The 8,287-nt window shown below is 73.6% G+C and carries 8 protein-coding genes; 4 read left to right on the plus strand and 4 right to left on the minus strand.

Annotated features, from left to right (window positions below):
• Positions 1-2,250: nitrate- and nitrite sensing domain-containing protein (locus tag CCN56_RS27920; RefSeq protein WP_107484233.1), on the minus strand; the 2,250-nt coding region annotated here is incomplete at its 3' end.
• 71 nt (positions 2,251-2,321) lie between these two features.
• On the minus strand, positions 2,322-3,155 hold the full coding sequence (locus CCN56_RS27925; RefSeq protein WP_086830720.1) for an MHYT domain-containing protein: 834 nt from the start codon (positions 3,153-3,155) through the stop codon (positions 2,322-2,324).
• Positions 3,156-3,316: 161 nt separating this feature from the next.
• Between CCN56_RS27925 and CCN56_RS27930 the strand changes: the two genes are divergently transcribed.
• The 4 genes from CCN56_RS27930 (at position 3,317) to CCN56_RS27945 (ending at position 6,935) form a co-directional block, all read left to right on the plus strand.
• Positions 3,317-3,922, plus strand: coding sequence for a class I SAM-dependent methyltransferase (locus CCN56_RS27930; RefSeq protein WP_086830722.1), 606 nt, complete (start codon positions 3,317-3,319; stop codon positions 3,920-3,922).
• Between the two features lie 145 nt (positions 3,923-4,067).
• The gene (locus CCN56_RS27935) at positions 4,068-4,403 is read left to right on the plus strand and encodes a hypothetical protein (RefSeq protein ID WP_256962187.1); all 336 of its coding nucleotides are present in this window, start codon (positions 4,068-4,070) and stop codon (positions 4,401-4,403) included.
• Between the two features lie 100 nt (positions 4,404-4,503).
• Positions 4,504-5,394 carry a hypothetical protein gene (locus CCN56_RS27940; protein ID WP_086830725.1) on the plus strand — a complete coding sequence of 297 codons (891 nt, stop codon included), beginning with the start codon at positions 4,504-4,506 and terminating at the stop codon, positions 5,392-5,394.
• Between the two features lie 164 nt (positions 5,395-5,558).
• Positions 5,559-6,935: a tannase/feruloyl esterase family alpha/beta hydrolase gene (locus CCN56_RS27945; RefSeq protein WP_086830727.1), complete on the plus strand. Its 1,377-nt coding sequence runs from the start codon at positions 5,559-5,561 to the stop codon at positions 6,933-6,935.
• A 78-nt stretch (positions 6,936-7,013) separates the two neighbouring features.
• Here CCN56_RS27945 and CCN56_RS27950 read toward each other — a convergent pair whose 3' ends face one another.
• Positions 7,014-7,559, minus strand: coding sequence for an MOSC domain-containing protein (locus CCN56_RS27950; RefSeq protein ID WP_086830729.1), 546 nt, complete (start codon positions 7,557-7,559; stop codon positions 7,014-7,016).
• 83 nt (positions 7,560-7,642) lie between these two features.
• Positions 7,643-8,287, minus strand: a 645-nt coding sequence (locus CCN56_RS27955) for a fatty acid desaturase (protein ID WP_179200007.1), incomplete at its 5' end; no start/stop codon positions are given.

An 8,287-nucleotide genomic window follows, 5' to 3' on the forward strand; every position in this document is an offset into this window, starting at 1 on the left:
CCCCGCGCGCGGGGTTGCGGTACGGGGCGTGTCGGGGCCGCTCGCCGGGGCGCCGTGGCCGGGTGGCAGCGCGCCCTGGAGCAGCTCGGTCGGGAGCAGGACGACGGCGGTCGTCCCGCCGTAGGGGGAGGTCCGCAGGTGGACCTTGATGTCGTGGCGGGAGGAGAGGCGGCTGACCACGAAGAGGCCGAGCCGGTCGCTGTCGAAGAGGTCGAGGGCCTCGGACTGGGCGATGCGGGCGTTCGCCTCGGCGAGGGTCTCCTTGCCCATGCCGAGTCCCCGGTCCTCGATCTCCAGGGCATAGCCGTTGCCGACGGGTTCGCCGCTGACCCGCACCTTGGTGTGGGGCGGGGAGAACTGGGCGGCGTTCTCGATGAGTTCGGCCAGGAGGTGGGTGAGGTCGGCGACGGCGCCGCCGACGACGGCCGTCTCGGGGAGCCGGCGTACCTCCACGCGCGCGTAGTCCTCGATCTCGGAGACGGCGGCGCGGACGACGTTGGTGAGGGGGACGGGCATGCGCCAGGCACGGCCGGGCGCGGCTCCGGAGAGGATGATCAGGCTCTCGGCGTGGCGCCGCATGCGGGTGGTGAGGTGGTCGAGCCGGAAGAGGTCGCCGAGTTCGTTGGGGTCGTCGGCGCGTCGCTCCATGCTGTCCAGGAGGTTGAGCTGGCGGTGGACGAGGACCTGGCTGCGGCGGGCGAGGTTGACGAAGACTCCGGAGATTCCGCTGGCGAGTTCGGCGCGTTCGACGGCGGCGGAGAGCGCCGCGCGGTGGACGGTGGTGAGGGCCTCGCCGACCTGTCCGATCTCGTCCGGGGAGACGGGTCCGGGCGGGGCTTCGGCCTGGACGTCGATCTCCTCGCCGGCGCGGAGCCGGCGCATGGCGGCGGGGAGTTTGCGGCGTGCGATGCCGAGGGCGGTGTTGCGGAGGCTGACGAGTTCGACGACGAGGCCGCGGCCGATCCGTACGGAGATGACGAGCGAGGCGGCGACGGCGGCGAGGCCGAGGACGACCGCCGCTCCGCTCGCCGTGAGGACGCCGGCGAAGGGGTCGGAGCGGTCGGCGGCCGCGCGGCGCGCGTCGGCCTCGATCGCGGCGAGTCCGCCGTGTACGGCCGTGAGGGCGTCGTCCCACTCGGTGGAGGTGGCCGCCTGGGCGGCGGGGCGGCCCGGGTCGGCGGCGCTGACCCGGTCCTCCGCCCGGATGAGCCGGGCGTGGTCGCCGCCGGCGGAGAGCCGGGCCCAGGCGGCACGTTCGGCGGCGGGCAGGTCGGCGGTGGCCGAGGCGGTGAGGGTACGCCGGGTCTCGACGGCTCCGGAGAACTCGCGGAGGCGGTCCGCGGTGAGCCGGCCGGTGAGGTGGGCGGAGCTGAGGAGGGCGTCCTCGCGGGACAGCATCTCGCCGGCCCGGCCGAATTCGAGGAGTACGCGCGCGGCGGACCCCTGTTCGGCGTCCTGGATGCCGGTGAGGGCGCCGCCGACGGCGAAGGCGGCGGAGATGGTGTCCGTGTACTCCTCGTACACCTGGTCCCAGTCGGCGCGCCCGTCGGCCGCGGCGGTACGGAGCCGGGCGAGGCCCTCGACCTTGCCGACGAACGCGCCGATGCGGTCGGCGACGTCGCCGGGCAGGTCCCCGGTGTCGCCGACGGTGTGCGTGCCGTCCAGGCGGAGCCGGTCGACGGCCTCGTCCGTCCGCCGGATCCGGTCCTTGAGCTCGGCGGCCCGGGTGGCTCCGGGCGCCGCGACCTGCCGTACGGCGGCGCGCCGTTCGGCCTGGAGGGCGGTGAGGGCGGCCGTCACGGGCTCGCGGATCTCGGCGTCGACGCGCTGGAGCCGACGGAGCCCGGCGACGTCCTGCGCGGTGGTGACGGTGGCGAAGCCCCAGAGGGCGCAGAGGGAGACGACCGGGACCATGAGGAGCGAGACGATCTTGGCGCGGACCGTGCGCGGGCGCAGTCCCCGGAACGCGGGGCGGACACGGCGCGCGTCGGGCGCGTGCGACCCGGTGGAGGCCCCGGGCCGTGCGGGGGCCCCCGCGAAGCGGTCGGTGCCTCCGGCGACGAAGGGCCCGGCGGGGTGGGCGGCGGTGTCCGCCGCCGAGGTGTCCTCGTGGTCCGTGGTCGGGGAGGTCTCGGGGGGCCGCTCCCCCTGCTCGTCGGCGGGCGGGCCCGCGTGTGCGCGCCGCCCGCGCGCGGCCGCCGGTGGCGGTGTGGCCGCCTCGGCGTCCTTGGTCTTGCGGGGAGTTCGCATGGCCTCCTCGTTCCGGCTGCGTCCGCCTCTGGTGCGGTGTGTCGTGCGTCGGGGTGCTGTGCGTCGGAGTGTCAGGTGAGGGGTGTACGGGCCGCTTCCGCGGTGCGGAAGCCGGGCGGTGCGACGTCGACCGCGCGTTCGTCCGGTTCGGTGAGTCGTCCGGCGGAGGCGTACGCGGCGCGTTCCTTGGCCGTCGGGGTGAGGGCGACGAAGGCGGAGGTGATGAACAGGTACGAGCCGAGGCCGACGGCGAGGGGGAAGATGAACTGCATGAGCATGGCTCCCGGGAGAGGGGCGCCGGAGGGTTCGACCTCGATCCGCACGGCGAACATGCCGGTGTAGTGCATGCTGGTGACGGCCGCGCCCATCACGAGCGAGGCGACGGCCACGGCCACGGGCGCGTGGATGTTGAGTGCCGCCCAGAGCGCGGCCGTGGCGGCGACGACGGCGATCAGCACCGAGAGGCCGACGAGCAGCGGGTCGTAGCGCACCTGGCCGTGGAGCCGGAGTGCGGCCATGCCCAGGTAGTGCATGCTCGCCACGCCGATGCCCGTGGTCAGTCCGCCGATCAGGAGCGAGCGGACCCGGTCGCGTCCGTAGCCGACGGCGAAGACGCCGACCCCGACGACGGCCATCGCCATGACGAGGCTGAGGAGGGTGAGCGGAACGTCGTACCGGATGTCGGTTCCCGTCACGCCGAATCCGAGCATGGCCACGAAGTGCATCGTCCAGATGCCGGTGCCGATCGCGGAGGCGGCGGTGAGCAGCCAGTTGCGCCGTGACCGGCCGGTCGCGTCGAGCGCTCGTACGGTGCAGCGCAGCCCGAGGGCGGCGCCGATGCAGGCCATCGCGTACGACAGCACGGGTGTCAGCCAGCCGAAGGTGGCGTGGTCCAGGTGTCCCATGGCTCAGGGACGCTAGTGCGCAGCGGGGGGCGCACTGAGGGCGCATTTCGAAAGGTGTTGGAATATGACAGAGAGATGGTCCCGAACGATCACGCCGAGCTCGAACGTGCACACAGAACGTTCACCCCTCCGTGTGCGGAATGGTGCGAGATCATGAGCACATGAGCGATGACCCCACACAAGTGCGAGAGTTCTTCGGCGCCCGCGCCGCCGACTGGGACAGTCGGTTCCCCGACGACGGCCCCGCGTACGCCGCGGCCGTGGACGAGCTCGGTCTGCGCCCCGGCGACGCCGTACTCGACGCCGGCTGCGGGACCGGGCGCGCGCTCCCGCCGCTCCGCGCTGCCGTCGGCCCCTCCGGCACGGTGCTCGGAGCCGATCTCACCCCCGAGATGATCGAACGGGCCGTCAGCGCAGGACGCGGCGGCGAGAACGGCGGGAGGCTGCTGCTCACCGATGTCGGCCGGCTGCCGGTGCGCGACGGCGCGCTCGACGCCGTCTTCGGGGCGGGGCTCATCTCGCACCTCGCGGAGCCCGCCGCCGACCTGCGGGAACTCGCCCGCGTCGTACGGCCCGGCGGCAAGCTCGCGCTGTTCCACCCGATCGGTCGAGCCGCCCTCGCCGCCCGTCACGGCCGGCAGATCACACCGGACGACCTGCGGGCCGAGCCCCGGCTGCGCCCCCTGCTCGCCGAGGCCGGCTGGCGGCTCGTCAGCTACGTCGACGAGGACGCGCGCTATCTGGCCCTCGCCGTCCGCGGGGACTGAGCGCCGGACGGCACGTACGCGGACCTCCGCCGCACCGGACTCGCCCCACAAGCCCGCCAAGGATGCCAACGCACCCTTCTTTACCGGCAGTTCACTGTCTACCGTAGAAATGCCGGGCAGTCGTGCCCGGGAAAGGCGGCGGGCCGTGGCACGAGTTCCGGAAAGACTGCGCAGACTCCTCCCCTCCGGCCGGAAGGCGCCCGAAACCGCCGCGCCGGCACCACCGCGTCCCCGGCAGGGGCACAACCTCTTCGAGGCGGCCGCCGAGTACGTGGCCGCCTGCGCCGAGGACGACCCGGCCCGGGCGGAGGAGGCGGCGAGCCGGGTCTCCCCCGGCATGCTCACCTTCGGCGTCAACGAACTGGCCTGCCGGGCCCTGATCACCCTCGCCCGGGAACGGAACCAGTCCCCGAGCACCGTCGCACGCTCGCTGCTCGGCCTGCGGGACCCATCGCCGATCCAGCGGGCCGGTGACGCGTGACGGGCACGCCCCGAAGGAGGCGAGGTTCCCGGGCGAAGCCCCTCGACGCGCGGGTTACCCACTGGTTAAGGTGCGCCGACGACCAGATGGGGAGGACGCCGTGGCCGGTACGGACCCGATCGCCGAGGCCGATGCCGACGCGCTCTTTGTGCTGACCGCGGCACTGCTGACGCCCGGGCGCTTCCCGAGCGTGCTCGGTGACGACTACCCGGCGGCCTGCGCCGCGCTCGGCCTGCGGCCGTACGCCGAGGGGTACGGGCTCGTGTTCGGCCAGGACGGGCACGGAGCCCGCTGGACGGTCGTCGTCGACGACGTGTCGCTCGTCGCGGTGGCCATCTCCTCCTGGGACTGCGGCATGGCCTACGACCTCTCTCCCGACGAACGCTCGGTGGTGGCCGGGCTGCCGGGCTGGCCGCTGCCCGTGGCGACCGTCGCCCCCGGCGTCCCGGCCCCGCACGACCCGGAGCCGCAGGAGGGCGATCCCGCACCGCTGGTCCCGCCCTCCGGCGAGGAGTGGGGCCCGGCGCAGCGGCGACTGGGCGCCGACGAGGTGGCGCTCCATTGGGCCTCCTGGCGGTCCCGGGTGGACGACGAAGACACGGGCGGTGAGCCGGCGGCACCGACGACGTCGACGCGCGGCACGGAGCCCGTGGGAGTCGGCGGTCCGGCGTCACCGCAGGCCCTGTCCGAGCTCCGATCCCAGGCCCGGTCTCCGGCCCCGGCCTCCGCTCCCTCCCCGTACACCGGCGTCAGGAAGGCCCTGGACGAGCTGCGCGGCTATGTGGAGGAGCCCCCGCCGGTGGGCCGGGTGCGCTCGGCTGCCGGGATTCTGCGTGCCGACGGTCCCGGCTGGTCGCTCGTGGCCAAGGCGGACGACATGGCGTTCGTGCTCCTCGACGAGCTGCCGCGCGAGGTGCTGCCCGTGACCCGGGGGCCCCGGCTGCCCGCGCTCCTCGAAGCGCTCGACGCGATGGCCGTACGCCCCTCCTAGTCGGCCGTACGCCCCCTCCTGAGGGCCTCCGCCCGTTCCATGCCCTCTTCGCTCTCCATAGGACGACTGCCTTCGGTGTGGTCTCAACCCATGGTCCGGCGGCAGTGGTGCGCCGCACGATGTGGCGCCGCACCCCTTTCCCGTCGTCCCACCGGAGGCCCACCATGCGCCTGTTCCCAGGCGTCCCCCTGTTCGCCGCTCTCCTCACCGGGGTCACCGTCCTCGCCCCCGCGAGCCCCGCCGGGGCCGAGGCTCCGGCCGCCACGCACTGCGCGCGTCAGGACCGGGTCCATGTGCCCGGTGCCGAGCGTCAGCAGTCCGCCTGTCTGGACGACCTGACGACCGCCGGGCTCGCCGGCACCCCGTACACCGACCTGGCGGACCAGGCAGGTCTCGCCGCGAAGGCGACCCGCAACCCCTCGGGGGTGCCGGGCGTCCAGATCGACGGCTACTTCCCCGACGACTCCCGCCTCAACACCACCCACGGCTGGGCCCATGACGCACAGTTCGTCATCCGGCTGCCCGACCACTGGAACGGCGGGCTCGTCGTCACCGGCGCCCCCGGCTCCCGGCGCCAGTACTCCACGGACGCGCTGATCTCCGACCAGGTGCTCGCCCGGGGCTTCGCCTACGCCGCCACCGACAAGGGCAACACCGGCCCGGACTTCTTCACCGACGGACGGGAGCCCGGCGACGCGGTCGCCGAGTGGAACCGCCGGGTGACCGAGCTGACGCGGGCCGCCAAGAAGGTCGTACGGCAGCGCTACGGGCACGCGCCGGAGCGCACGTACATGACCGGCATCTCCAACGCGGGCTACCTCACGCGCTGGCAGCTGGAGAACCGGCCCGAGCTGTACGACGGCGGGGTCGACTGGGAGGGCGTGCTGTGGACCACGCGGGGCCCGAACCTCCTGACGAGCCTGCCGGTGACGGTGGCCAGGACCCAGGGTCTCGCCACCGACGAGGACCTGATCGCGGCGGGCTTCGCGCCCGGCTCGCGCTTCCTGTGGCCGTACCACGAGAAGGCCTACTGGGGTCTGACGCAGAAGCTCTTCCGGGCCGAGTTCGACCCCTCGTACGATCCGGCCTGCCCCGGTTCCACGGCCGGCGGGACCGTGGAGCAGATCTTCGCGCCCTGCGCCTCGGACGCCGTCTACGACTACGCCTCCCGGCCTGCGTCCGTCCACCGCGCGGTCGCGAAGGTCGCGCTCACCGGCCGCATCGGCAAGCCGCTCATCACGCTCCACGGCGATCTCGACACCCTGCTGCCGATCGCCACGGACTCCGACGTGTACGCGCGGATGATCGACGCGCGGGGCCGGGGCGCCCTGCACCGCTACTACACGGTGCAGGACGGGACGCACACGGACGGTCTCTACGACACGTATCCGGACCGGCTGCGGCCGATCCTGCCGTGCTACCGCTCCGCGTTCGACGCCCTGGCGCGCTGGGTCGAAGAGGGTACGGCGCCGCCCGCGGACCGCACGATCGCGCGGCCGGCGGGCGGTGACGTGGTCAACTCCTGCGCTCTGGAGGGATGAGACCTCCGGAGGGTGAAACCTCCGGAGGGTGAAACCCCTGAAGTGGTGAGGCCTCTGGAGCTGTGAGATCCCGGACGCTCAGACCCGCTCCAGCGGGCGGTGCGGCTCGGCCGGCAGTTCGGCCCGGATCGGGTCGCCGGGCCGCACCTCCCCACCGGTGAGCACGATGCCCATGATGCCCGCCTTGCGCACGATCTCGCCGTTCTCGTCGCGGCCGAGGACCTGCTTGAGCAGCCCGTGCCGGAAGTTGTCGATCTGCGCGCAGGGGTTACGCAGTCCGGTGACCTCGACGACGGCCTCCGCACCGAGGTGCAGGAGGGTGCCGGTGGGCAGGGCGAGGAGGTCGATACCCCGGGTCGTGACGTTCTCGCCGAGGTCGCCGGGGGTGACCTCGAAGCCGGCGCCGGCGACCTCGTCGAAGAGTTCGGCGTGGATGAGGTGGACCTGCCGCAGGTTGGGCTGGGTGGGGTCCTGCGCGACGCGGGACCGGTGCTTGACCGTCACGCCCGCGTGGACGTCGCCCTCCACGCCGAGCCCGGCGAGGAGGGTGATGCCCTCCCTGTTGGGCTTGGTGAACGAGTACGTGCCGTTGCTGCTGACCGTGGTGACGGTGCCGCTGCCCATGGTGAGAGCTCCCCTTCCCTGCCGCTCCCGGCGCGCCGCCGCCCGCCCGGACCGATGATCACATCGCGCCTCGGTGCACGACCCTACTCGGCGGCCTCGGAACGGAGCGGCGCGCCCACCTCGTGCAGATGGCCGAGGGCCTGGCGGTACGAGTCCACGAAGCCGGTCTCGGTGTACGGGACGCCGAGGGCGGCGCAGTGGGCCCGCACGGCGGGCTGCGCCAGGCGGAGGTTCGGGCGCGGCATGCTCGGGAAGAGGTGGTGCTCGACCTGGTAGTTGAGCCCGCCGAGGAACCAGTCGGTCAGGGCGCCGCCCCGGATGTTGCGCGAGGTGAGGACCTGGCGGCGCAGGTGGCCCCAGCTGTCGCCGTCCTCGTGCTCGTCGGGCCGGTCCATGCCCTTGTGGTTGGGGGCGAAGGCCATGCCGAGGTGCACGCCGAGCAACATCTGGTGGAGGAGGGCGAAGACGAGGGCCTGGGCGGGTGTCAGAAGCGCGAGGAGCAGCGTCGCGTATCCGGCGAAGTGGGCGAGGAGCAGGGCGCCTTCGACGAGCCGCTCGCGCCGGGTGCGGCACGGGCCGTCCTTCGCGAGCAGGGCCTGGATCCCGTACACCTTGAGCGCGATGCCCTCCAGGGTGGTCAGCGGGAAGAACAGCCAGGCCTGGTGGCGGGTGAGGAAGCCGCGCAGCCCCCTGCGGCCCGCCGTCTGGTGCTCGGCGAAGACGAGGAT

The organism is Streptomyces sp. NRRL B-24572 (assembly GCF_002156145.1).
In the GTDB taxonomy this organism is placed as follows: domain Bacteria; phylum Actinomycetota; class Actinomycetes; order Streptomycetales; family Streptomycetaceae; genus Streptomyces; species Streptomyces vietnamensis.